The organism is Kribbella sp. CA-245084 (assembly GCF_050942355.1).
Taxonomy (GTDB): Bacteria; Actinomycetota; Actinomycetes; order Propionibacteriales; family Kribbellaceae; genus Kribbella.
This window is the reverse complement of the sequence record NZ_CP192053.1, coordinates 3,679,044-3,702,481: the sequence shown is the minus strand read 5'-3', so window position 1 is coordinate 3,702,481 and position 23,438 is coordinate 3,679,044. Positions and strand designations below refer to the sequence as shown.

Annotated in this window: 17 protein-coding genes and 1 tRNA gene; 5 read left to right on the top strand and 13 right to left on the bottom strand. The window is 67.5% G+C overall.

The features are described 5' to 3' along the window. Positions 1 to 159 precede the first annotated feature (159 nt). Positions 160 to 633 (top strand): NUDIX hydrolase, encoded by a 474-nt coding sequence (locus tag ACQPYH_RS17775; protein WP_432892627.1) that lies wholly within the window; start codon positions 160 to 162, stop codon positions 631 to 633. Here the strand turns inward: ACQPYH_RS17775 and polA are convergent. Further along, positions 630 to 3,332 (bottom strand): DNA polymerase I, encoded by a 2,703-nt coding sequence (gene polA, locus ACQPYH_RS17770; protein ID WP_432892626.1) that lies wholly within the window; start codon positions 3,330 to 3,332, stop codon positions 630 to 632. The two genes, ACQPYH_RS17775 and polA, sit on opposite strands and share 4 nt — an antisense overlap. A gap of 74 nt (positions 3,333 to 3,406) precedes the next feature. Between polA and ACQPYH_RS17765 the strand changes: the two genes are divergently transcribed. Continuing rightward, complete coding sequence (locus tag ACQPYH_RS17765) at positions 3,407 to 3,826, top strand: hotdog fold thioesterase (protein ID WP_242000987.1); 420 nt, start codon at positions 3,407 to 3,409, stop codon at positions 3,824 to 3,826. Here the strand turns inward: ACQPYH_RS17765 and ACQPYH_RS17760 are convergent. After that, the gene (locus tag ACQPYH_RS17760) at positions 3,789 to 4,406 is read right to left on the bottom strand and encodes an N-acetyltransferase family protein (protein WP_432892624.1); all 618 of its coding nucleotides are present in this window, start codon (positions 4,404 to 4,406) and stop codon (positions 3,789 to 3,791) included. The genes ACQPYH_RS17765 and ACQPYH_RS17760 overlap by 38 nt on opposite strands. Before the next feature lie 126 nt (positions 4,407 to 4,532). On the opposite strand from ACQPYH_RS17760, the gene ACQPYH_RS17755 reads away from it, so the two are divergent. Then, positions 4,533 to 5,273: a DUF554 domain-containing protein gene (locus ACQPYH_RS17755; protein WP_432892623.1), complete on the top strand. Its 741-nt coding sequence runs from the start codon at positions 4,533 to 4,535 to the stop codon at positions 5,271 to 5,273. Between the two features lie 18 nt (positions 5,274 to 5,291). Here the strand turns inward: ACQPYH_RS17755 and ACQPYH_RS17750 are convergent, their stop codons facing one another. The 7 genes from ACQPYH_RS17750 to ACQPYH_RS17720 form a co-directional block, all read right to left on the bottom strand. Continuing rightward, complete coding sequence (locus ACQPYH_RS17750) at positions 5,292 to 6,008, bottom strand: ABC transporter ATP-binding protein (RefSeq protein ID WP_432892621.1); 717 nt, start codon at positions 6,006 to 6,008, stop codon at positions 5,292 to 5,294. Further along, positions 6,005 to 6,928, bottom strand: a complete 924-nt coding sequence (locus ACQPYH_RS17745; RefSeq protein ID WP_432892620.1) for an ABC transporter ATP-binding protein — start codon at positions 6,926 to 6,928, stop codon at positions 6,005 to 6,007. Before ACQPYH_RS17745 ends, ACQPYH_RS17750 begins: the two co-directional genes overlap by 4 nt. Then, positions 6,925 to 8,640, bottom strand: coding sequence for a branched-chain amino acid ABC transporter permease (locus tag ACQPYH_RS17740; protein WP_432892618.1), 1,716 nt, complete (start codon positions 8,638 to 8,640; stop codon positions 6,925 to 6,927). Before ACQPYH_RS17740 ends, ACQPYH_RS17745 begins: the two co-directional genes overlap by 4 nt. Continuing rightward, positions 8,637 to 9,953 carry a branched-chain amino acid ABC transporter permease gene (locus ACQPYH_RS17735; RefSeq protein ID WP_432892617.1) on the bottom strand — a complete coding sequence of 439 codons (1,317 nt, stop codon included), beginning with the start codon at positions 9,951 to 9,953 and terminating at the stop codon, positions 8,637 to 8,639. The genes ACQPYH_RS17740 and ACQPYH_RS17735 overlap by 4 nt, the downstream gene beginning before the upstream one ends. 84 nt (positions 9,954 to 10,037) lie before the next feature. Beyond that, entirely contained in the window at positions 10,038 to 11,279 is a 1,242-nt protein-coding gene (locus ACQPYH_RS17730; RefSeq protein WP_432892616.1) for a branched-chain amino acid ABC transporter substrate-binding protein, read from the bottom strand. 180 nt (positions 11,280 to 11,459) lie between these two features. After that, a complete protein-coding gene (locus tag ACQPYH_RS17725) occupies positions 11,460 to 11,993 on the bottom strand; it encodes a response regulator (RefSeq protein WP_233714803.1) in 534 nt (177 codons plus the stop codon). A 66-nt stretch (positions 11,994 to 12,059) separates the two neighbouring features. Then, a complete protein-coding gene (locus ACQPYH_RS17720; protein ID WP_432892614.1) occupies positions 12,060 to 12,899 on the bottom strand; it encodes a transcriptional regulator in 840 nt (279 codons plus the stop codon). 8 nt (positions 12,900 to 12,907) lie between these two features. Between ACQPYH_RS17720 and ACQPYH_RS17715 the strand changes: the two genes are divergently transcribed. Both ACQPYH_RS17715 and ACQPYH_RS17710 read left to right on the top strand, forming a co-directional pair. Then, positions 12,908 to 12,980: transfer RNA gene (locus tag ACQPYH_RS17715), tRNA-Leu, on the top strand. Between the two features lie 36 nt (positions 12,981 to 13,016). Beyond that, positions 13,017 to 13,766 (top strand): transcriptional regulator, encoded by a 750-nt coding sequence (locus ACQPYH_RS17710; RefSeq protein ID WP_432892612.1) that lies wholly within the window; start codon positions 13,017 to 13,019, stop codon positions 13,764 to 13,766. Positions 13,767 to 14,221: 455 nt separating this feature from the next. Here the strand turns inward: ACQPYH_RS17710 and pyk are convergent, their stop codons facing one another. The 4 genes from pyk to gltB all read right to left on the bottom strand — a co-directional run bounded on the left by pyk (position 14,222) and on the right by gltB (position 23,347). After that, positions 14,222 to 15,673, bottom strand: coding sequence for a pyruvate kinase (gene pyk, locus ACQPYH_RS17705; protein WP_432892610.1), 1,452 nt, complete (start codon positions 15,671 to 15,673; stop codon positions 14,222 to 14,224). A 99-nt stretch (positions 15,674 to 15,772) separates the two neighbouring features. After that, positions 15,773 to 17,323: a metallophosphoesterase family protein gene (locus ACQPYH_RS17700; protein WP_432892609.1), complete on the bottom strand. Its 1,551-nt coding sequence runs from the start codon at positions 17,321 to 17,323 to the stop codon at positions 15,773 to 15,775. Positions 17,324 to 17,342: 19 nt separating this feature from the next. Beyond that, positions 17,343 to 18,809, bottom strand: a complete 1,467-nt coding sequence (locus ACQPYH_RS17695) for a glutamate synthase subunit beta (RefSeq protein ID WP_432892607.1) — start codon at positions 18,807 to 18,809, stop codon at positions 17,343 to 17,345. Continuing rightward, positions 18,809 to 23,347, bottom strand: a complete 4,539-nt coding sequence (gene gltB, locus ACQPYH_RS17690; RefSeq protein ID WP_432892606.1) for a glutamate synthase large subunit — start codon at positions 23,345 to 23,347, stop codon at positions 18,809 to 18,811. The genes ACQPYH_RS17695 and gltB overlap by 1 nt, the downstream gene beginning before the upstream one ends. Between the last annotated feature and the right edge of the window lie 91 nt (positions 23,348 to 23,438).

Sequence of the window (23,438 nt, the reverse complement as noted above, 5' to 3'; positions counted from 1 at the left end):
ACATAGATAGCGCTTGCGCGGAAGACCTCAACAGGCACTGACCGAGATCGGCCCATCACTGTCGGTATCTTGCGCGGCAAACGCTTACCGCTTGCGTTGCCCGATCAAACTTTCTTGCAGAAAGAAACCCGCACCGCCCGGTTCTATAGGGTGCTGGGCATGCCGACGCCGAAGTTCATCCTCGACCTCCGCACGAAGATCGGGCACGACCTGCTCTGGCTGACCGGCGTCACCGGAGTGGTCCTGGACCGGCACGAGCAGGTCCTGCTGGTACGGCGTGCCGACAACGGCCGGTGGAGCCTGGTATCGGGCATCCTCGAGCCCGGCGAGCAGCCGGCCGTCGGCCTGATCCGCGAGATCCAGGAGGAGACCGCCGTCGAGGCCGAGATCGAGCGCCTGGTCAGCCTGGAGTCACTGCCGCCGGCCAGCTGCCCGAACGGCGACCAGGTCCAGTTCCTCGACCTGTGCTTCCGCTGCCGCCCGCTGCGCGGTGAGCCGCGCGTCAACGACGACGAGTCACTCGACGTCCGCTGGTGGCCGCTGAGCGACCTGCCCGACCTGACGGACCGGGAGCGGGCGTCCATCAAGAACGCCCTCTCCCCCGACCCGGCGCCGGTGTATGTAACCCCCTAGTGGGCGGCTTCGTGCCAGGTGCGGCCGACGCCTACTGAGACGTCCAGCGGGACGGTCATGTCGACGGCGTGGCCCATGTCGTGGCGGACCAGTTCCTCTAGGGCCTCGCGTTCGCCGGGGGCGATCTCGAAGACCAGTTCGTCGTGGACCTGGAGGAGCATCCGCGACTTCAGGCCGGAGTCGCGCAGGGACGCGTCGACCTTGAGCATCGCCATCTTGATGACGTCGGCGGCCGAGCCCTGGATCGGGGCGTTCAGCGCCATCCGCTCGGCCATCTCGCGGCGCTGGCGGTTGTCGCTGGTCAGGTCCGGCAGGTACCGCCGGCGGCCCAGGATCGTCTCGGTGTATCCCGTCTTGCCGGCGTCGATCACGATCGACCGCAGGTAGTCCCGCACGCCGCCGAAGCCCTCGAAGTACTCGTCCATCAGGCCCTTGGCCTCGTCCACGCCGATCTTCAGCTGCTGACTCAGCCCGTACGCCGACAGGCCGTACGCGAGGCCGTAGTTCATCGCCTTGATCTTGGCGCGCTGCTCCTGCGTCACCGCGGACGGCTCGACCGAGAACACCCTGGACGCGGTCACCGAGTGGAAGTCCATCCCGGAGTTGAACGCGTCGATCAGACCCTGGTCGTTCGACACGTGGGCCATGATCCGCATCTCGATCTGGCTGTAGTCCGCCGACATCAGCGACTCGTTGCCCTCGCCGACGATGAAGGCCTCACGGATCCGGCGGCCCTCCTCGGTCCGGATCGGGATGTTCTGCAGGTTCGGGTCGGTGGAGCTGAGCCGCCCGGTCGCCGCGATGGTCTGGTTGAACGTCGTGTGGATCCGGCCGTCGCGCGGGCTGATCGTCTTCAGCAGGCCCTCGACCGTCTGCCGCAGCCGGGTCGCGTCCCGGTGGGCCAGCAGATACGCCAGGAACGGGTGCTCGGTCTTCTCGAACAGCGCCTGCAGCGAGTCGGCGTCGGTCGTGTACCCGGTCTTGGTCCGCTTGGTCTTCGGCATCTGCAGCTCGTCGAACAGCACGACCTGCAGCTGCTTCGGCGACCCGAGGTTGATCTCCTTGCCGATCACCTCGTACGCCGAGGCCGCGGCCTCCCGCACGCCGGTCGCGAACCGCTCCTCGAGCTGCTCCAGGTACGCCCGGTCGACCGCGATGCCGTCGCGCTCCATGGCGGCGATGACCTGGATCAACGGCAGCTCGACGTCGGCGAGCAGCGGCGTACCGGCCTGCTTCTCGAGCTCGGCGTCGAGCGTGTCGGCGAGGTCGGCGATCGCGCGGGCGCGCAGCATCGTGTGGTCCGCGGCCGGGCCGCCTTCGACGTCGTCGAAGCTGAGCTGGCCGTTGTCGGCCTCCTCGTTGCGCAGCTCGCGCTTGAGGTACCGCACGGTCAGGTCGGCGAGATCGTACGCACGCTGGTCCGGACGGACCAGGTACGCACTCAGCTGGGTGTCCGAGCTCAGGCCGCCAAGCGTCCAGCCACGCTCCAGGAAGCCGAGGAGCGGACCGTTCACGTCGTGCAGTGCCTTTGGCTGCTTGTCGTCGGCCAGCCAGGCCTGCCAGGCGGACTCGTCGTCGGGCGTCATCATCGTCGGGTCGAACCAGGCTGCCGCGCCGGAGGTGTTCGCCAGCGCCAGCCCGGTGATCTGGCCGGTGCCGCCGCCCCAGCTGCCCTGCACCGCGACGCCGACCCGCTCGCCCGTCATCACGTGTTCCTTGAGCCAGGCAGCCACCTCGCCCGGCTTCAGCTGCGCACCCTCCAGCTCGAACCCGTGGTCAACCGTCGCGTCGACCTCTTCGTGCTCGGCGACGAGCCGCTCGCGCAACACCCGGAACTCCAGGCTGTCGAAGAGCGTGTGCACCTTGTCGCGGTCCCACGGCGTCCGGGCCAGGTCGTCGACCGTGACGTCCAGGGTCAGGTCGCGGACCAGCTCGTTGATCTGCCGGTTCCGGATCACGTCGGCGAGGTGCTCGCGCAGCGACTCGCCGGCCTTGCCCTTGATCTCGTTGACCCGGTCGACCACGTCGTTCAGCGAACCGAACTGGTTCAGCCACTTGGCCGCGGTCTTCGGCCCGACACCGGGCACACCCGGCAGGTTGTCGCTCTGCTCCCCGACCAGCGCGGCGAGATCCGGATACAGCCGCGGGGTGACGCCGTACTTCTCCTCGATCGCGGCCGGGTCCATCCGGGCGATCTCGGACACGCCGCGCTTCGGGTACAGCACGGTGACGTCCTCGCTGACCAGCTGGAACGAGTCCCGGTCACCGCTGCTGATCAGCACCTCGAAGCCCTGCTCGGACGCCTGCGTCGCGAGCGTGGCGATGATGTCGTCGGCCTCCCAGCCGTCGATCTCGGTGGTCGGGATCCGGAGCGCCTCCAGCACCTCCTTGACCAGCGAGACTTGCCCCTTGAACTCGTCCGGGGACTTCGAGCGACCCGCCTTGTACTCCGCGTACTGCTCTGCGCGGAAGGTCTTGCGGGAGACGTCGAACGCCACGCAGATATGCGTCGGCTGCTCGTCGCGGAGCATGTTGATCAGCATCGAGGTGAACCCGTACACCGCGTTGGTGTGCTGCCCGGTGGTCGTGGAGAAGTTCTCCACCGGGAGCGCGTAGAACGCCCGGTACGCCAGCGAGTGCCCGTCCAGCAGCAGGATCCGCGGTCGCCCGGTGGCCGGGGTCGCGGGGTCCTTGGTCATCGTCGAAGTGTCGGTATCTGGAGCCACACACAGACTCTAATGGGTTCCACGGACAGTTCTGACACACTGCTTCCGTGACAGATGAAACGAACCTCGGCCCGGGTATGGGCATGGAGGGCACGCTCCTCCAGCTGATGGGAATCGTTGTCAGCGAAGCGTCCCCCGAGCTGGTGGTCGCAACAATGCCCGTCAAGGGCAACACGCAGCCGTACGGTCTGCTCCACGGCGGCGCGTCCTGCGTGCTGGCCGAGAGCCTCGGCTCGATCGGTTCCGCGCTGCACGCGGCGACGTACGGGAAGGTCGCGGTCGGTGTCGACATCAACGCGACCCATCACCGCGCGGTCCGCGAGGGAGTGGTCAAGGGCGTCGCGACCCCGATCTACCTCGGCCGTACGACGACGTCGTACGAGGTGATCGTCACCGACGAGCGGGACAAGCGGGTCTGCACCGCGCGGATCACTTGCCAGCTGATTCAGGCTCCGCCGGGGAGCTGACCACCGCGCCACCAACCGCACCGCCGAGCTGGGCGCGGCGGGCGAAGGCGGAGCGGCGGGACGAGAGCAGGGCCAGCAGGTTCGGCGCGTGCTCGGCGGCGAGCCGGCGCCGGACCGTGTGCGTGTTCGCGAACCGCAGTACGCCGGCCTGGCCGAGACCGAGGCGGGCCAGGAACCGGTTCGCCTCGCGGGCGATCGCGGGGGCGACGACGGCCAGGTGGGCACAGCTCTCGTGCTCGGCCCAGGTGACCGCTTCCGCGATCAGGGCCTTGCCGAGACCGTGCCGGCGGGCTGAGTCGCTGACATGCAAGTACTCGACGGTGACGGTGGTGTCGTCGTGCAGCGGGCTGACCGCCGTACGACGCAGGTAGGCCATGCCGTGGATGTCGCCGTCCAGTTCGACCACGACCAGGCGGCCGAGCGGATCGTCCAGATGCTTGCTGACGGCAACCTCGGCGGCGGCCGTCGACGGCGGCGCGGGCAACCTGGACGGCAGCCCGGCGGTGGTCAGCTCACGCCACAACGCGACCAGGGCGCCGGCGTCACCCACGCGTGCGTCCCTCACCTCGATGGCTGCCACCACAGCGACCTCCTGGGTCCGGTCCACCCCCGAGGTGAACGGACGGGCCGATACGCTCGTCCTCGCGCAACAGTAGGCCCTCGGGGGTCACATGCAAAGCTGACCAGAGCTGTCGGAGGAACCAGTTTGTTCATCGGAATCGGGACCGTCGTGAACGTCGCGACGGTGCTCGTCGGATCGGTACTCGGCGTACTCGTCGGACACCGGCTGAGTCACCGCACCAGGGACCTGGTCACCGACGCGATCGGCCTGGTCACGCTGCTGATCGCGATCTCCTCGGCACTCACCGTCGGCGACAAGGCGCTCAGCGACGCGGTCGGCGACAGCGCCCCGGTGCTGATCGTGCTGGGCGCGATGCTGATCGGCGGGATCATCGGCTCGCTGCTGCACATCGAGGAACGGCTGGAAGGCTTCGGCGCCTGGATGCAGCGTCGCTTCGACCGCGGCGAGGGCGAAGGGAAGTTCGTCGAAGGCTTCGTGTCCGCGTCGATGGTGTTCTGCGTCGGGCCGCTGACGTTCCTCGGTTCGCTGTCCGACGGGCTGGGACGCGGCGCGGATCAGCTGTATCTGAAGGCGGTTCTCGACGGCTTCACCTCGATCGCCTTCGCCGCGTCCTTCGGCTGGGGCGTCGCGGCGTCGGCTCTCGTCGTACTCGTCGTCCAAGGTTCGATGACGGCTGTCGGGGCGCTGTTGGGCGACGTACTGCCTGACGCGCATGTCACCGCACTCGGCGCTACCGGCGGCGTGATGCTGATCGGCGTAGCGCTCAGACTCCTGAAACTGAAGCAGGTAGCGGTCGCAGACCTGCTACCTGCCTTGATCGTCGCGCCGCTGCTGGTTCAGTTGCTCGTTGTCATCCGCAACTGAACCAGCAGCGGCGAACTCTCAGTCCTCGCCCAGATAGGCCTTGCGGACCGAGTCGTTCACCAGCAGATCGCTGCCGGAACCCGACAGCACGATCTTCCCGACCTCGAGCACGTACCCGTGGTCGGCCCGCTTCAACGCGGCCTGCGCGTTCTGCTCGACCAGCAGGATCGTCGTACCCTGCCGCTGCAGCTCGGTCACCGTGGACATGATCCGCTTCATCATGATCGGCGACAGACCCATCGACGGCTCGTCCAGCATCAGCAGCTTCGGCCGGCTCATCATCGCCCGGCCCATCGCCAGCATCTGCTGCTCACCGCCGGAGAACGTGCCGGCCGGCTGCTTGCGCCGCTCCCCCAGGATCGGGAACAGCTCGTACGCCGACTCCAGGTCGGTCCGCACCCCGGTCGGGTCCCGGCGCGAGAACGCGCCGAGCATCAGGTTCTCCTCGACTGACAGCCGCGGGAAGATCCGCCGGCCCTCGGGCGAGTGGGCCAGACCCCGGGTGACGATGTCGTGCGCCGCCACGTGGTCGATCCGCTCACCCTGGAACCAGATCTCGCCGCCGGTCGGCCGGAGCAGACCGGAGATCGTCTTCAGCGTGGTGGTCTTGCCGGCGCCGTTGGTGCCGATCAGCGACACCACCTGCCCCTGCTCCACGCTGAAGCTGATCTTCTTCACCGCAAGGATCTTGCCGTAGGCAACTTCCAGGTCCTTGACCTCGAGCATCGCGCTCATGACGTCTCCTCCCCGGTGACCTCGTCCTCGTCGTCCTCGCCGGTGCCGATGTAGGCCTCGATCACCCGCGGGTCCGACTGCACCTCGTCCGGGGTGCCCTCGATCAGGGCCTGCCCCTGGACCAGACACAGCACCCGGTCGCACAGGTTGAAGATGAACCGCATGTCGTGCTCGATCACCACGACCGACAGCCCCGAGTCCCGGATCTTGAAGATCAGGTCCATCGCCTGCCGGGTCTCCTGCGGGTTCATACCGGCCGTCGGCTCGTCCAGCAGGATGAGCTTCGGGTCGGTGGCCAGCGCCCGCGCGATCTCCAACCGGCGCTGGTCGCCGTACGGCATGTTCCGGGCCAGGTGCTCGGTCGACCGGCCGAGGCCGACGAAGTCGAGCAGCTCCTGCGCCCGGGCCCGGGTCGCCTCCTCCTCGCGACGGAACTTCGGCCCGCGCAGGACCGAGGTGAGCGCGCCCGCGCTGGTCCGGCAGTACCGCCCGACCATCACGTTCTCCAGCGCGGTCATGTTCGCGAACAGCCGGATGTTCTGGAACGTCCGGGCCATCCCCGCGCGCACCACGGCCCGTGGCTTCGGCGGCAACGGCGACAGCGCCGCCAGCGTCTGGACCGGCACTGCCTCGACGGTCTCGCCCTTCTTGGGCCGGACCGCCTTCGGCGCCTTCCGCGGCACGCCGGCGAACCGGACCTGACCGCTGGTCGGCTTGTAGAGGCCGGTGAGGCAGTTGAAGAACGTCGTCTTGCCGGCGCCGTTCGGGCCGATCAGACCGACGATCTCACCCTCGCGAACGGTCAGGTTGACGTCGTTCACCGCCAGCAGACCACCAAACCGCATGGTCACACCGGAGGCTTCCAGGACCGGCTCGCCGATCGGCCGCTCAACCGCGGCCTGGGTCTCGGTCACCGTCATTTCGCCTCCCCGACGGCCAGACGTTCCTCTTCTATCTCGACGGCCAGCTCTTCGTCCTCCTCGTGGAACTCGAGCTGCCTTCGTCTGCTCGCGACCAGCCCCTCCGGCCGGAACCGCATCATCAGCACCAGCAGCAGACCGAACATCAGCAGCCGGTACTCCGAGAAGAACCGCAGCTTCTCCGGCAGCAGTTTCAGGATCGTTGCTCCCAGCAACACACCGGCGATGGTGCCCATACCGCCGAGCACGATCGCGGCGAGCAGGAACGCCGACTCGATGAACTGGTACTGGTCCGGGCTGACGGCGGCGTCCTGGTGGGCCTTGATGGTGCCGGCCAGACCGGCCAGGAAGGCGCCGACCGCGAACGCGAGCAGCTTCAGCCCGAACACGTTCACGCCCATCGCCTCGGCGGCCTTCTCGTCCTCCCGGATCGCCACCCAGCCGCGGCCGATCCGGCTGTTGTTCAGCCGGGCGAAGACCAGGATGACGAAGCCGATCAGGATCAGCAGGAGGAAGTAGTAGTTCGAGAAGCGACCCAGCTCGATGCCGGCGACCGTGTGCTCGTCACCGAAGTTGAACCCGCCGATCTGCAGGTCCGGGATGCCCGGGATACCGTTCGGTCCGTTGGTCAGGTTCGGGCCGTTGTTGCCGTCCAGGTTGCCCATCGAGAACCGGAAGATCTCACCGAAGCCGAGCGTCACGATGGCCAGGTAGTCACCTGAGACCCGCAGCGTCGGCGTACCGATGATCAGACCCAGCGTCGCGGACACAGCCGCGCCGACCAGCATCACGACCAGGAACGGCGGCTTCCAGCCGACGGTGGCGAACGCCGAGTTCGACAGCACCGCGGCCGTGTAGGAGCCGGCCCCGAGGAACGCGATGTACCCGAGGTCGAGCAGGCCGGCCAGACCGACCACGATGTTCAGGCCCATCGCGGTCGCGCCGAAGATCAGCACCTGGTTCGCGATCGACATGTTCGCGTCCGACCCGTTCTGCGTGAACGGGAACAGGAACGCCACCACGAACGCGGCCAGCGTCAGCACATTGCGGTGCCGCTGCCCGACGTGACTGACGAACGTCATCACACCGGTCCGGAACAACGCCGTCGCCACCACGGCGATGAACACCAGACAGAGGATGAACGACCAGGCGTCCTGCAGACCCAGCGCGTACGCCGCGGCGAACAGCACCGCGGCCATCAGCACCGCGATCGTCAGGATCTCCGCCCAGCCCGGCAGGCGCGCCTCACTCATGTCCCGCAACTGCCGCAACGGCAGCAGCCAGCCCGAGACCGCGAGCAACAGGGCACCCACGAGCGAGATGTACGCGCCGGGGTTCACGTTGATCAGGCCGTCGGACTCGGTGCCGATGGCAACCAGGACCAGCACCATGTAGAGCGCCAGACCGGTACCGAGGGTCCGGATGCCGAGCGTGGCATCCAGCCACGCGCCCAGCTTGGTCAGCGGGCCCTTCTCGGCCAGCAGCAGCACCAGCGAGAGCACCGCGCCGATGATCGCGAGGATCTGCAGGCCGCCAGGGTAGAAGTTGATCGACAGGTCGTTCAGGATCTGGCTGTCGTAGCTCCAGGACAGGAATGATCCGACGATCAGCAGCACCACGCCGGCGATGCCCATCGGCCACGCGATCGGGTTGCCCGGCTTGCCGGCCGGCGCTTCCGTTGCCTCCGGCACCGGAGTTCTCACATCCGTCATGCGCGGTCCACCACCCTCGCGCCGAGCAGGCCCTGCGGCCTGAAGACCAGAACCAGAATCAGGATGACGAAGGCCCACACGTCCTTCCAGGTACTCCCGCCGAACTGACCCGGGATGTACTGCGTGGCCATCGCCTCGACCACACCGAGCACGAGCCCGCCGACGACGGCGCCGTACACGTTGCCGATACCGCCGAGCACGGCCGCGGTGAACGCCTTCAGACCGGCCAGGAAGCCCATCCGGAAGTCGATGTTGTTGTTCTGCAGACCCTGCGAGACGCCCGCGATCGCCGCGAGCACCGCACCGAGGGCGAACGCGACCACGATGATCCGGTCGACGTTGATACCCATCAGCCGGGCGGTGTCCGGATCCTGCGACACGGCCTGCATACCCCGGCCGAGCCGGGTCCGGTTGATGAAGAACCACAGCACTACGGCGCAGACCACGAGCGCCGCGACCGTGAAGATCGCGGACCGCTGGATGGTCACGCCGCCGACCTGCAACGCCGTACCCGTCACCACATCGAGCTGCGGGAACGGGATGCGCTGCTTCGCGCTCGGCCACTCGACCTTGTTGATCAGCTCCTTGAAGATGATCCAGCCGATCTCCGCGGACAGCGCGGACGCGACGGCCGTGGCAGCCACGGCCTGCATGGTGATCTGGACCCGCGCGCCCTTCTTCGCGGCCAGACCGGCCAGTACGCCGACCGCCGTACCGACGACAGCGCCGCCGACGACGGCCGCCACGACGTACAGCGCCGAGATGTCAGGGTCGATCAGCCGTACGACCGCCCACACCGCGACCGCGCCGACCGAGGCGCCGAGCAGCGGGGCCCGGTCGTTCCACTTGGACACGGGGTGGTTGAGGTTCACCTTGGCCAGCCGCGCGCCGACGACGTACCCGATGGCGATCGCCAGACCGGCGAACACCACCACGGTCCAGCCCGGACGCTCGTAGAACAGGCGGATGAACTCCTGCAGGAACACCGAGATACCGATCGCGGTGATCAGCGGCGCCAGGCGTGGCGCGTTCCGCAGGGGACGGTACGCGACACGTTCCATCAGCACCGCGGTGCCGACCGACGCGATCATCGCTCCGATGATCATGACCGGCAGGATCCACACGCTGGTGTGACCGTTGAAGAACAACAAGTAAGTGGTCAGCGCACCGAACGCGCCGATCATGAAGACCTCGCCGTGGGCGAAGTTGATGAGCTGCACGATGCCGTAGACGACGGTGTAACCCACCGCGATCAGGGCATACAGCGAGCCCAAGGTCAGCCCGTTGACGAGCTGCTGGAAGAACTGGTCCACGTCGACCTCCCATCTGCCTCAGTTATGACACGCCACGGGGGTGGGAGGATCGCTCCCACCCCCGAGACATGAGGTCGACTTCCCTTACTTGTCCTCGAACGCCTTGGTCTCGACGGTGGCCCACTTGCCGCTGGCAACCTTGTAGACGGTGAGCACCTTGGACGTGGTGTCGCCGTACTGGTCGAACGAGACCTTGCCGGTCACGCCGTCGAACGAGACCTTGCTCATGGCATCGACCGTCGCCTGACGCGCGGACTCGACGTCCTTGGCGTCCTTCAGCGAGGTCTTCAGCGCCGCGATGATCGCGTTGGCCGCGTCGAAGGAGTAGCCGCCGTACGCCGCGTACGGCTCCTTGAAGCCCGCCGCGTTGTAGTCGGAGACGAACTTCTTCGCCGACTCCAGCGTGTCCACCGGCGCGCCGACCGAGGTGGCCAGGTCGTTGTCGCTGGTCTTACCGGCCAGGGTGATGTACTTCGGGTCGTAGATGCCGTCGCCGCCCATCAGCGGGACGTTCAGACCGGCGGCCTTCATCTGCTGCGAGAGCGGACCGGCCTGCGGGTACTCACCACCGTAGTAGACCGCCTGCGGGGCAGACGGCTTGATCGCCGAGATCACGGCCTGGTAGTTCGAGTCGTCCGGGTTGATGGTCTGGGCCGCAACGACCTGACCGCCGAGCTTCTTGAACTCCTCGGTGAAGGTGCCGACCAGACCCTGGCCGTACGCCTTCTTGTCGTGGATCGTGGCGACCTTGGTGATCTTGGCCGTCTCGTACAGGTACCGCGCCGCGAACGGACCCTGAACGGCGTCCGTGGTGCAGGTGCGGAAGTACGTCGGGTACGGCCGCTTCGGGTCGGTCTGCCAGTTGGCGCCCTGGGTCAGGCCCGGGCCGGTGTTGGCCGGCGAGACCTGGACGATGTTCTTCGGCGCGAGGACCGGCTGGACCTGCTGGCTGACGCTGGTGTTCAGCGTGCCGACCACGCCGATCACGTCCGCGTCACCGGCGAGCGCGGTGGCCGCGTTCTTACCCGGGTCCGGCTTCGCCTCGTCGTCCTTCGGCACGACCTCGAGCTTCCAGCCCGGGATCGCGTTGGAGTCGTTGGCCTGCTTCACGGCCAGCTCGACGGAGTGCTGGATACCCAGACCCAGGGCCGACAAGTCTCCGGACAGCGGCGCGATGACGCCGATCTTGGCAGTCTTCGTCGAGCCCCCGGAGCTCCCCCCGGAGTCGTTGCCACTGCGTGAGCCGCAGGCAGTCAGGGCCAACGACGCAACGATCAGCGACGCGCCGACCCTTACTACGGAACGCTGGTGCACTGTTCCTCCCATGTCTGGATAGTCCGGCAAAACCCCGGACTCCCGCGTTTGCCGCGAGCATCCGCAGGTTAGACCTCGGGTGGCTCTCCAGGCGATGTGACAGAGCGTGTGTTGTGAGGTCGTTACAGCGGTAAGCAGCATGGGTTCGATTGATTGCTGTACCAGCGCTCAGTGCGGTGAGCGCAGAGTGATTCAGTCGCTACTGCCAGCCTCGTCAACGACCAACTGCGCGACCTGCCGCATCGAAACTCTTTTATCCATTGCGGTTTTCTGGATCCACCGGAACGAGTCCGGCTCGGACAGCCCGAACTTGGTCTGCAGGATCGACTTGGCCCGGTCGACCAGCTTGCGCGTCTCCAGCCGCTCGGCCAGGTCCGCGACCTCCCGCTCCAGCTCGGCGAGCTCGACGTACCGGGACGCGGCGATCTCGATGGCGGGCAGCAGGTCGGCCTTGGAGAACGGTTTCACCAGGTACGCCATCGCGCCGGCGTCCCGCGCCCGCTCGACCAGCTCCCGCTGCGAGAACGCGGTCAGCATCAGCACCGGCGCGATCCGCTCCCCCGCGATCTTCTCCGCCGCGCTCAACCCGTCCAGCTTGGGCATCTTCACATCGAGAATCACCAGATCCGGCCGCTGCTCCTCCGCCAGCCGGATCGCCTCTTCCCCGTCCCCCGCCTGCCCGACGACGTCATACCCCTCTTCCGCGAGCATCTCAGCCAGATCCATCCGAATCAGAGCCTCGTCCTCAGCGATCACCACACGCTTAGCAGTCACGCCCACACCTTAGCGACCTCACCCCTTAGCCCCCACGAACCCGTCCAACACCACAACCGCGTCCTTCCTGCTGACCGCGATCGCGTTACCCCTCGGCTGCCGCCAGGCGATCCCCAACAGATCCAGCGCATCGGTGAGAATCTTCCGGATGTCCTCGGACTCGTTGGAGAACATGTACCGCACGTAGTAGTACCGCTTCCCCGTCGCCGGCTTACTGGCCCAGTTGACGAACCGGCACCCATCCGAGTGAAACAAACCCCGCAGGAGCTGTTCGGGGTACTTGGCAACAATCTCAACCTGCCAATCCACGAGCTCGATCTTCCGCTCATGCTTCCGCCCCGGCCCATGCTGCGGAAACAGACACGGCCAATGCTTCCACCGCGCCTCCGTCCGGATCGCACCGACACCGCGCCGCGGACATGGACTCGCGGTCGGCTTCACCCGCTTGATGGTCTCGAGGATCTCCCGGTTCAGCTCCGGATACTTCTCGTCGTTCACGATCTGCAGGGTGAACACCCCGCGGCGAGCCTTCGCGATGGACCCGTCACCGAGATACCACCCCAGCAACAACGCGTACGCCGCCTCATCCAACTCGGCCCCATCACACCGCGGACACGGCGTCCCCTGAAACGCAGTTCCCCTCTGCAGCCCACGCCGCTGGTACAACCGCCGCCACCGCCGAATCGTCTTGATTGCAACGCCATGGATCTCAGCGTTCACCCGATCCTTGACGCCCTCATCAGACATCCGCAACGCGGAGTCCACAGTCTCCTGCGACCTGAAGTGACCCACGCCACTAGTCTGTCGACACCCACCGACATTTTGGTGGTCGACCAGCCTCGTGGGTAGGATCTCCAAGTCGGAATGCCCTGGTACCCCAACGGCAGAGGGAGCGGATTCAAAACCCGCACAGTGTGGGTTCAAATCCCACCCAGGGCACAGAAATCTGTCGGCGGTCGCCGCGATCCTTCTCCTATGTACAACGGGGAGACGCGGTCGATCGCACTCGCGGCAATCGGCGCTGGCGAGAGTCTCAACTCGATCAGCAAGCGCCTTGGCGTGAGTCGAGCTACGCTCCGTGACTGGCGGGAACGACGGGCACGTACGCCGTACCCGAGCGCTTGCCCGCGCTGCACGAACGGGAACCTCCCGGCTGCGCCGTACGCGCATCTGCTCGGGCTCTATCTCGGCGACGGCTGTCTCTCGAAGCACCGCCGAGACGTGTACGCCTTACGCATCGCTTGCGACAACGCGTACCCGAGGCTCATCGACGAAGCAGCCTCCGCGACAGCAGACGTCCACCCCACCCGCCCAGTCCATCGGGTCCGGGCCGTCGGCTACACCGCCGTGCTCTCGTACTGGAAGCACTGGCCCTGCCTGTTCCCGCAACACGGCCCCGGCCCCAAGCATCGCCGCAAGATCGAACTGGCCAGCTGGCAACAGGAGATAGTTGCCAACCACCCCGAACTCTTCCTCCGCGGCCTCTTCAACTCCGACGGCTGCCGAGTCGCGAACTGGGCCACCCGCACAGTCCGCGGAGAGGTCAAACGCTACGAGTACCCCCGCTACATGTTCTCCAACGAATCCCTCGACATCATGCACCTCTGCCAGCAGTCCCTAGACCTACTAGCCATCCCCTGGCGCATGCCCCGCCCCAACGCCCTATCCGTAGCCCGCCAAGAAGCAGTCACCCAACTAGACACCTTCATAGGCCCCAAGTCGTAGCCAGAGCCACGTCAACCGGCGGTCGCCCATTGGCCGAACTCGACCAGTCTTCAAGCCCAGTCCCTCGCCTTGCTCTTTCCCTGCACATGCCCCACCAAGCCGCCGGCCGGCCCACCCAAGCCAGCCACGTCTCAAATCTCTGTTCCTCGCCCTTTCTCCTTCCCCGCACGAGCCGAACCAAGCCGCCAGATCTCAGATCTCTCGCCCTTGCTCTGCATGAGCCCAGCAAGCCATCAGCCATCCGCTCAAACCGACCACTACTCAAATCTCTGCTCTTCGCCCTTGCTCTTTCCCTGCATGAGCGCCAGCAGGCCGTCAGCCGGCCGCCCGGGGCGGCCACATCTCCCAGAGCTCTGTTTGTTTGTTGTTCTGCATGGGTCGAGGCGGGCGGTCAGGTGACCGTCCGCCTCGAGCACTTCTCTAGGTGTTCTTTGCTTTTGTGCTTGTTCGGAGACCTACGGGTTTTGGCTGCGGTACGCCGGGGCTATTCCTTCGATGGCGTCGCCCATGCGGTGGACTCGGAGGGCGTTGGTGGAGCCGGGGATGCTGGGTGGGGAGCCGGCGACGATTACTACCAGGTCGCCCTTTTGGAGTTTGCCGAGTTCGAGGAGGCGCTGGTCTACCTGGCGGACCATTTCGTCGGTGTGTTCCACAGTCGGGACGATGTACGTCTCGATGCCCCACACCACGCTCAGCCAGGAGCTGACCGACGGGACGGGAGTGAAGGCGAGCAGCGGTACTTCGGTGCGGTAGCGCGCCAGCCGCAGCGCGGTGTCACCCGACTGCGTGAAGGCGATCAGGTACTTCGCATCCAGCCGCTCCGCGACATCCGCAGCCGCCCGGGCGATCACGCCGCCCTTGGTCTTCGGCTCCCACTCGATCGCCTGGACGCGGCTGAGGCCGTGCTCCTCGGTGGACTCCACGATCCGCGCCATCGTCTTGACGGTCTCGATCGGGAACCGGCCGACGCTGGTCTCGCCGGACAGCATGACCGCGTCCGCGCCGTCGAGTACGGCGTTCGCGACGTCGGACGCCTCCGCGCGCGTCGGTCGCGGCGCGGAGATCATCGACTCGAGCATCTGGGTGGCGACGATGACCGGCTTCGCGTTCAGCCGGGCCTGGTCGATGATCAGCTTCTGGACCAGCGGGACCTCCTCGAGCGGGAGCTCCACGCCGAGGTCGCCGCGGGCCACCATGAACCCGTCGAAGGCCTCGATGATCTCGTCCAGGTTGGCGACGGCCTGCGGCTTCTCGATCTTGGCGATGACCGGGAGCCGCAGCCCCTCCTCGTCCATGATCTTGTGCACCAGCTGGATGTCGGCCCCGTCCCGGACGAACGACAGCGCGATCATGTCGGCCGGCAGGTGCAGCGCCCAGCGGAGGTCCTCGATGTCCTTCTCGGACATCGCCGGCACGCTCACCGCGACGCCGGGCAGGTTGATGCCCTTGTGGTTCGACACCGGCCCGCCGACGGTGACCCGGCAGACCACGTCGGTCTCGGTCACCTCCTCGGCCACCAGCGCGATCCGGCCGTCGTCGATCAGCAGCTGGTCGCCGGGCTTCACGTCGCCCGGCAGGCCGTCGTACGTCGTCCCGCAGATGGTCTGATCGCCCGGCACCTCCCGGGTGGTGATCGTGAAGCGCTCGCCGTAGGTCAGCGTTGCCTTGCCCTCGGCGAACTCGGCCAGCCGGATCTTCGGGCCCTGCAGGTCGACCAGGATGCCGACGTTGCTGCCGGTCTCCGCCGCTGCGGTGCGGATCCGCTGGTAGATGCGCTCATGCTCGGCATGGGCGCCGTGACTCAGGTTGAGCCTTGCGACGTCCATACCTGCTTGGACGAGTTCCAGGATGCGCTCCGGGGCGGCCGTAGCCGGGCCGAGCGTACAAACGATCTTTGCGCGACGCACGTCACAAAACCCTACTCCTGCAAACCACTTGGCCCGCTGGTCCACCCCCCTTACTGGACGGTTAACACCTGATGGCGATCGTCCGCACCGCCTGAATCGTCAAGAACCCAAGGGGTTGTAGGCCCCGACCGTCACATCTCCGCTGGGTTGGGCGGTGACCGTCTGCAGGCCGACCGGCAGCCCGTCGTGGTACGTGATGAGGGTGACCTCACCCGGTTTCCGCAGCGTGTAGCCGAGCGCGAAGGCGTACGCCGCTCCCCCGGTCGTCCCGTTGGTGTACGTCGTGACCTCGTGCTCGCCGAACGCCGTGGTCGTCGGACCGACCTGCCGGTGCAAATGACCGGACAGCAGCAGTGACGCGCACCCGCGCTCGGCAGTGGCGGCGAACGAGGACGGGTCGTGGACGACCATCGTCGAGATCCGCTTGTCCTCCGGCTGGTCGCAGGCGACGTCCGCGAGCCGCTGAGACTGGTGCTCGATCGTCTCGTCCCCCGGCGTGTCGGCGCTACCGAGCCCGGTCTTGGTCGGGTCGCTGTCGCCGAGGAACCGGATCCCCTCGACCTCGACCGGCTTGCTGTCGAGCACGGTGAACCCGGCCTTGCGCATGAATTCCTCGACGTGGCCGCCGGCGTCGTGGTTGCCCGCCACCGCGACCACCTTGAAGTCCTTGAAGTGCTGCCGCAGCGAGTTGATGCTGAACGCTTCCCAGCTCTGCCCCGACGACGTGTCGTCACCGGCGTCGATCAGCAGCTTGGCGCCGCCGGCCTTCGCCACCTCGGATGCGAACCCGTCGATCCCGATGTTGTCGTGCCGGTCCGACACCAGCAGGGCGACCTTCTGGTCCTTGCTCGGCTGGTGGATCTCCGGCGCGACGTCGGCGACCCGGTTCTTGAGCCGGCCGTACAGCTCGGTCGACTTCCGGTACGTCTCGACCAGCGTCCGGATCACCCCGACGCCGCCGGTGGTCGAGAACCCGGAGGCGACCTCGACCTTCTTCAGCCGGTTGTCGAACGACATCTCCGGCAGCAGCTTGAACAACGGCTGCCACTGCGTCGGCGGTACTTCGGCCGGCCGCATCCGCCCCGGCCCGTAGATCGAGGCGATCGTGATCAGCATCGCGACCAGTACGACGATGGCGCGGTGCTCGAACCGGCGTTCGTGCCGGTGGACCAGGTGCCACAGTTCGCGCCGGCGCCGTACGCCGAGGGCCGTCCAGAGCGTCGCGACCACGACGACCACGAGCAGGCCGGTACCGGCTCCCGCGACCGCGTTGTCGACGGCCATCTCCTGGATGACCTGCTTGATCTGCCCGATTTCACCGTCGGGCTGGGACGCGATCAGCGTGTCGCGGGTGAGCAGCTCGGTGAGGTTGTCGGCGTCGGTCTCCTGTACGTCGATGTTGACGCCGATCTTGCCCGGAGTGTCGGCCGGGATCCGCAACCGCGGGAGTACGGCGCCGAGGTCGAGCGTCGCGTACCCGTCGAAGGTGGGCGACACCGTCGCCGCATGCGCGCCGATCGTGACCCGCTCGGAGTCGTTCACGAATCCGAGCAGACCGACCACGACCGTCGTCACCGCAAAGAGCAGGCTGAGCGCGGCCCATGGCGCTATCGCCCTGAGCCGCGCTCTTGTCACCAACCGCCTGACCACACCTACAACCTAGCGAAGCTCACACGGCGAGCGGGCGTGCTGTCGGCGGGATCGGGGTCGGGAGGGTCGACGAACCGGTGAGGAGGGTGTCCACGCCGTTAGCGCAGGAACGGCCCTCGGCGATCGCCCAGACGATCAGGGACTGACCGCGCCCGGCGTCACCGCAGGCGAAGACGCCCTCGACCGAGGTCTGGTAGTCGTTGTCCCGCTTGACGTTGCCGCGCTCGTCGAGCTCGACGCCGAGCTGCTCGAGGAAACCCTCGCGCTCCGGGCCGAGGAAGCCCATCGCCAGCAGTACGAGCTGCGCCGGGATGGTCCGCTCGGTCCCCTCGACCGGGTTGAACCGGCCCTCGGAGAACTCGACCTCGACCAGCTTCAGTCCCGAGACGTTGCCCTCGGCATCGGCCTCGAAGTTCACCGTCGAGACGGCGTACACCCGGTCGCCGCCCTCCTCGTGCGCGGAGGCGACCCGGTAGATCATCGGGTACGTCGGCCACGGCTGGTGCCCCGGACGGTCGTCACCCGGTCGCGGCATGATCTCCAGCTGGGTCACCGTGCGGGCGCCCTGGCGGTGTGCAGTACCGAGGCAGTCGGCGCCGGTGTCGCCGCCGCCGATGATCACCACGTCCTTGCCGGTGGCAACAATCTGGTCGTCGACGGTCTGTCCGAGCGCGACCCGGTTGGCCTGCGGCAGGTACTCCATCGCCTGGTGGATGCCGCCGTGCTCACGACCCGGCACCGGCAGGTCGCGGGCCGCGGTGGATCCGGTCGCGATGACGACAGCGTCGTACCGCTGCTTGAGTTGGGTGCCGGTCACGTCCACGCCGACGTTCACGCCGGAGCGGAAGACCGTGCCCTCCTCCTTCATCTGCTGGATCCGGCGGTCGACCTGCAGCTTCTCCATCTTGAATTCGGGAATGCCGTACCGCAGCAGACCGCCCGGGGTGTCGGCGCGCTCGTACACCGCGACCGTGTGCCCCGCGCGGGTCAGCTGCTGCGCGGCGGCCAGGCCCGACGGACCGGAGCCGACGACCGCGATCGTCTTGCCGGTCAGCCACTCCGGCGGCTGGGGCCGGACGTCGCCGGTCTCCCAGGCCTTGTCGATGATCGCGACCTCGACGTTCTTGATCGTCACCGGGTCCTGGTTGATGCCGAGCACGCAGGAGGTCTCGCACGGCGCCGGGCAGAGCCGGCCGGTGAATTCCGGGAAGTTGTTCGTGGCATGCAACCGCTCGATCGCCGAAGACCAGTCGTCCCGCCAGACCAGGTCGTTCCACTCCGGGATCAGGTTGCCCAGCGGGCAGCCGTTGTGGCAGAACGGGATACCACAGTCCATACAACGGCCGGCCTGCTTGGTGATGATCGGCAGCAGCGCCTTGCCCGGTCCACCGGGGTAGACCTCTTTCCAGTCCTGCTTGCGTTCCTCCACCGGCCGCCGGTCGGCGACCTCGCGCGGGGTGGTCAGGAATCCCTTGGGATCAGCCATCAGATGGCCTCCATCATCGCTCGCGTGGTGGCGTCCTCGTCCAGCCCGTCGCGCTCGGCGGCCGCCTTGGCCGCCAGCACCCGGGCGTAGTCGCGGGGCATCACCGTGGTGAACCTGGCGGCCGCGGCGGGCCAGTCGGCGAGCAGCTTGGCCGCCCGTTCCGATCCGGTCTCCTCGAAGTGCCTGCGGACCAGGTCGTGCAGCAGTTCGGACTCGTCCGTGGTGACCGGGTGGAGGTCCACCAGCTCCGGGTTCACCAGGGTGTGGTCCAGGTCGATCACGTGGGCCACGCCGCCCGACATGCCGGCCGCGAAGTTCCTCCCGACAGCTCCCAGTACGACGACGCGCCCGCCGGTCATGTACTCGCAGGCGTGGTCGCCGACCGACTCGACGATCGCGGTCGCGCCGGAGTTCCGAACGCAGAAGCGTTGCCCGACGCCACCGCTGATGAACAGTTCACCCGAGGTCGCGCCGTACGCGATCACGTTGCCGGCGATGATCTGGCCGGCCGCGTCGAACCGCGCGTGGCGGTCCGGGCGGATGACCACGCGACCGCCGGACAGGCCCTTGCCGACGTAGTCGTTGGCGTCACCCTCGAGTCGCAGGGTGACTCCGCTCGGCACGAAGGCGGCGAACGAGTTGCCGGCCGACCCGGTGAAGGTCAGGTCGATCGTCCCGTCGGCCAGGCCGGCCGCGCGGTACCGCTTGGTGATCTCGTGGCCGAGCATCGTGCCGACGGTGCGGTTGACGTTGCGGATCGCGAGCTGTGCCCGGACCGGTTCGCCGTTCTCCAGCGCCGGTCGGCAGATCCGGATCAGCTCGTTGTCGAGCGCCTTGTCGAGGCCGTGGTTCTGCTCGACGACCTGGTGCCGCGACGCGCCTTCCGGCAGCGACGGCACGTGCAGGATCGGCGTCAGGTCGAGGCCGTCCGCCTTCCAGTGGTCGACCGCGCGCTGGATGTCCAGCACCTCGGCGTGCCCGATCGCCTCGTCCAGGGTCCGGAATCCCAACTCTGCAAGGTATTCCCGGACTTCCTCGGCGATGAACTCGAAGAAGTTCACGACGAATTCGGGCTTGCCGGAGAACCGCTCCCGCAGTACCGGGTTCTGCGTCGCGACGCCGACCGGGCAGGTGTCGAGGTGGCAGACCCGCATCATGATGCAGCCCGACACCACCAGCGGCGCGGTCGCGAAACCGAACTCCTCCGCGCCGAGCAGCGCCGCGATGATCACGTCGCGACCGGTCTTCAGCTGGCCGTCGGTCTGTACGACGATGCGGTCGCGCAAACCGTTCAGCAGCAGGGTTTGCTGCGTCTCGGCGAGACCCAGCTCCCACGGACCACCGGCGTGCTTGAGCGACGTCAGCGGAGCCGCGCCGGTACCACCGTCGTGGCCGGAGATCAGTACGACGTCCGCGTGGGCCTTGGAGACACCCGCGGCGATCGTGCCGACGCCGACCTCCGACACCAGCTTCACGTGGATCCGTGCCGCCGGGTTCGCGTTCTTCAGGTCGTGGATCAGCTGCGCCAGATCCTCGATCGAGTAGATGTCGTGGTGCGGCGGCGGCGAGATCAGGCCGACACCCGGCGTCGAGTGCCGCGTGCTGGCCACCCACGGGTACACCTTCGGGCCGGGCAACTGCCCGCCCTCGCCGGGCTTCGCGCCCTGCGCCATCTTGATCTGGATGTCGTCGGAGTTCGTCAGGTACTCCGCGGTGACGCCGAAGCGTCCCGAGGCGACCTGCTTGATCGAGCTCCGCCGGGTCGGGTCGTACAACCGCTCGGCGTCCTCGCCGCCCTCACCGGTGTTCGACTTGCCGCCGAGCTGGTTCATCGCGATCGCCAGCGTCTGGTGCGCCTCCATGCTGATCGAGCCGTAGCTCATCGCGCCGGTGGAGAACCGCTTGACGATCTCGCTGACCGGCTCGACCTCGTCGATCGAGATCGACTCACGATCGCTGCCGCTCTGTGGATTCTTGAAGGCGAAGAGCCCGCGCAGCGTCATCAGCCGCTCGGACTGCTCGTTCACCCGCGACGTGTACTGCTTGAAGATGTCGTAGCGGCCGGTCCGGGTGCTGTGCTGCAGACGGAAGACCGTGTCCGGGTCGAACAGGTGCGGCTCGCCCTCGCGGCGCCACTGGTACTCGCCGCCGATCTCCAGCTTGCGGTGCGCGGGCAGGATCCCGTCCGCGGGGTACGCGCGCAGGTGCCGACGGCGTACCTCCTCGGCGATCACGTCGAGCCCGACGCCGCCGAGCTTGGACGACGTACCGGTGAAGTACCGGTCGACCAGGTCCGGCGCGAGACCGTTCGCCTCGAAGATCTGGGCGCCCGTGTACGACGCGACGGTCGAGACACCCATCTTCGACATGACCTTGAGCACGCCCTTGCCGAGCGACTTCACCACGTTGCGGACGGCCTGCTCGGGCTCGATACCCGGCAGGTACGTGCCGCGCCGGCAGAGGTCCTCGACGGACTCCAGCGCCAGGTACGGGTTGATCGCGGCCGCGCCGTACCCCATCAGGAGCGCGACGTGGTGGACCTCGCGGACGTCACCGGCCTCGACCACGAGACCTACCTGCGTGCGGGTCTTCTCCCTCACCAGGTGGTGATGAACCGCGGCGGTCAGCAGCAGCGACGGGATCGGCGCGCTGTCGGCGTTCGAGTGCCGGTCGGACAGCACCAGGATGCGGGCGCCGTCGTTGATCGCGGCGCTCGCCTCGGCGCAGACCTCGTCGAGCCGTGCCTTCAGTGCGTCGCCGCCGCTCTCCACGTCGTACACACCGCGCAGGACCGTGGTGGCCAGGCCAGGCATGTCGCCGTCGAGGTTGATGTGGCGGATCTTGGCCAGCTCGTCGTTGGTGATCACCGGGAACGGGATCACCACCTGCCGGCAGGACGCCGGGCTCGGGTTGAGCAGGTTCGACTCCGGGCCGAGGGACGACGACAGCGAGGTGACGAGCTCCTCGCGGATCGCGTCCAGCGGCGGGTTCGTGACCTGGGCGAACAGCTGCGCGAAGTAGTCGAACAGCAGCCGCGGCCGGTCGCTCAGCACGGCGATCGGCGTGTCGGTGCCCATCGAACCGATCGGCTCGGCGCCGGCCTTCGCCATCGGGGTGAGGATGACGCGCAGCTCTTCCTCGGTGTACCCGAAGACCTGCTGGCGACGGGTCACCGACGCGTGGCTGTGTACGACGTGCTCGCGCTCGTGCAGGTCCTCGAAGCGGATCAGGCCGCCGTGCAGCCATTCGTCGTACGGGTGCTCGGTCGCGAGGGCGTTCTTCACCTCGGCGTCGGTGATGATCCGGTGAGCGTCGACGTCGACCAGGAAGATCCGGCCCGGCTCGAGCCGGCCCTTCTCGGTCACGGTCGCGGGGTCGATGTCCAGAACCCCGGCCTCGGACGCAAGTACGACGAGGCCGTCCTCGGTCACCCAGTAGCGCGAGGGGCGTAGGCCGTTGCGGTCGAGGACCGCGCCGACCTTCGTGCCGTCGGAGAAGACCACCGAGGCCGGGCCGTCCCACGGCTCCATCAGCGTCGAGTGGAACTCGTAGAACGCGCGCCGCTTCGCATCCATCGTGGCGGCGTTCTCCCACGCCTCCGGGATCATCATCAGCATCGCGTGCGGCAACGAGCGGCCGCCGAGATGCAGGAGCTCGAGCACCTCGTCGAAGGACGCGGAGTCCGAGGCGCCCGGCGTACAGATCGGGTAGAGCTGCTCGAGGTCACCCGGGATCAGGTCGCTGGCGAGGAGGGCCTCGCGGGCACGCATCCAGTTGCGGTTGCCCTGGACGGTGTTGATCTCACCGTTGTGGGCGATGTACCGGTACGGGTGGGCCAGCGGCCAGGACGGGAACGTGTTCGTGGAGAACCTGCTGTGCACGATGCCGATCGCCGAGGCGAGATCGGGGTCGGTCAGCTCGGGGAAGAACTTGTCCAGCTGGTCGGTGGTGAGCATCCCCTTGTAGGTGATGGTCCGGCCGGACAGCGACGGGAAGTAGGTCTCCGTCTCCTTCTCGGCGCGCTTGCGCAGCCGGAACGCCATCCGCTCCAGCGCCAGGCCGAGCACCCGGCCGGCCTTCGCGCTGACGAACAGCTGCTTGAACGTCGGCATCACCGAACGCGCGGTCGCGCCGAGCAGGTCGGGCGTGGTCGGGATGTCCCGCCAGCCGACGACACTCAGCTGCTCCTCGGCGGCCAGCTCCTCGATCCGGTTGATCGCCTTGGCGGCGTCGTCGGGATCGGCGGGCAGGAACGCGATACCGGTCGCGTAGCTGTGCGGCGCCGGCAGCTCGAACTCGCACACCTTGCGGTAGAAGGCGTCCGGGACCTGCAGCAGGATGCCGGCGCCATCGCCGGAGTCCGGTTCGGCGCCGGACGCGCCGCGATGCTCGAGATTGCGCAGGGCGGTCAAGGCCTTGGCCACGATGTCGTGGCTCGGTTCACCGGTCAGGGTCGCGACGAAGGCAACACCACAAGCGTCGTGCTCGTGCTGCCCGTCGTAGAGTCCCTCGCTCGGGAATGGGGGGCGACCATACATTCAGGGGCTCCCGTCGTCCTACGGTCAAACAACTGGCCGCGGGACAACACTGGCCCAAGCCGGGTGTCCCGAGACTACCTCATGACGCCCA